The organism is Streptomyces sp. NPDC031274 (genome assembly GCF_055570235.1).
The window spans coordinates 1-1534 of sequence record NZ_JBVIHP010000197.1 but is presented as its reverse complement, the minus strand read 5'-3'; the positions used below and the strand labels follow the sequence as shown (position 1 = coordinate 1534).

At 72.9% G+C, this 1534-nt stretch carries 1 protein-coding gene and 1 pseudogene; both read left to right on the top strand.

Annotated features, from left to right (window positions below):
- Positions 1 to 188 (top strand): annotated as a pseudogene (locus ACZ5CR_RS44915) (small secreted hydrophilic protein); the annotation flags it as partial.
- A partial coding sequence (locus ACZ5CR_RS44910) for a sensor histidine kinase (protein WP_468869367.1) occupies positions 115 to 1534 on the top strand: 1420 nt, incomplete at its 3' end. The pseudogene ACZ5CR_RS44915 and the gene ACZ5CR_RS44910, both read left to right, overlap by 74 nt.

Below are 1534 nucleotides of genomic sequence, written 5' to 3'. Positions count from 1 at the left end.
CGCCGTCCTCGCCCTCCTCACCGTCCTCGCCCTCCACCAAGCCCACCGCCCCGCGGCCGACGCCGAGCGACGAGACGGTGTCCCCGCCGCCGGTGAGCGAGAATTCCCCGGGCGATGACAACGACGACGACAACGAAGGCAGCGGCCGGGGCGACAACGACGACGACGGCCCCGGTGACGACGGCTGAGCGCCCGCACCGCTGGATATCCGCCCGTGTCCGCATCCTGCTCTGGCTGCTCGTGGTGATGACCGTCGCGCTCACCGCGGTCGCGGCCACCACACGCTCCGTCCTGCTGCGCGACGTCGACCACCGCATCGACCGGCTGCTCGCCCAGGAGACCGCGGAGTTCACCAACCTCGCCCGCGAGGGAGTCGATCCGCACACGGGCGAGAAGTTCACCGCTCCCGACCCCCTCCTGCGGCTCTTCCTGTCCCGGCAGTACGCCGACCCCGACGAGGAGCTCCTGGGCCTGGTCGGCCGCCCCGGCAAGGCGCCCGCGAAGAAGGAGCAGTCACGCGAGCCCCGGATCGGCCATCCGCTCGCCGAGGACACCGCCGCGCTGCGGACGGTCTTCGAGTCCCCCGACGCGACCGGCACGCTGCACCGCGACCGCGGCGAGGTCCGCTGGGCGAAGGTGGAGATCGCGGCGAGCGCGGGGCATCCGGCGGCGGCGTTCGTCGTCGCCTTCCACCCGGCGGGCGAACAGGCCAAGGCGGGCGACGTGTTCACGATGCTGCTCGCCATCTCCGGGGTCGCGCTCCTGATGACGACCGGCATCGGCTGGGCGGTCGCGGGCCGCATCCTCAAGCCCGTGCGTCTGGTGCGTACGACCGCCGCGCAGCTCACCGAACAGGATCTGACCCAGCGCATCCCGGTGCAGGGAAGGGACGACATCGCCGCGCTCGCCGAGACGTTCAACGCCATGCTCGACCGTCTGGAGCGGGCGTTCGCCGCGCAGCGCGAGTTCGTCGACGACGCCGGGCACGAGCTGCGCACGCCCATCACCATCGTGCGCGGCCACCTGGAGCTGATGGGCGACGATCCGGGAGAGCGGGATGAGACGGTCCGGATCGTGATGGAGGAGCTCGACCGGATGAGCCGCATCGTCGAGGACCTCCTCCTCCTCGCCAAGGCCGAGCGCCCCGACTTCGTCACCCCGGAGCCGGTGCAGCTCGCCGAGCTGACCGCGGACGTCTTCGTCAAGGCGCGGGCGCTCGGCGACCGCGACTGGAAGCTGGCCGAAGTGGCCGCCGACGAAGCCGGTCTCGACCCGCAGCGCATCACCCAGGCGATGGTGCAGCTCGCGCACAACGCCGTCCAGCACACCGTCCCCGGCCAGCGCATCGGCATCGGCTCGCGCAGCACGGCGGGACGGATCGAGCTGTACGTCGCCGACAGCGGGCCCGGTGTCCAGGCGCGGGACGCGGCGGTGATCTTCGAGCGTTTCCGGCGCGGCACCGCACGCCGCGGCGCCCGCGCCACCGGCGCAGGACTCGGCCTCGCCATCGTGCGCGCCATCGCCGAGGGCCACG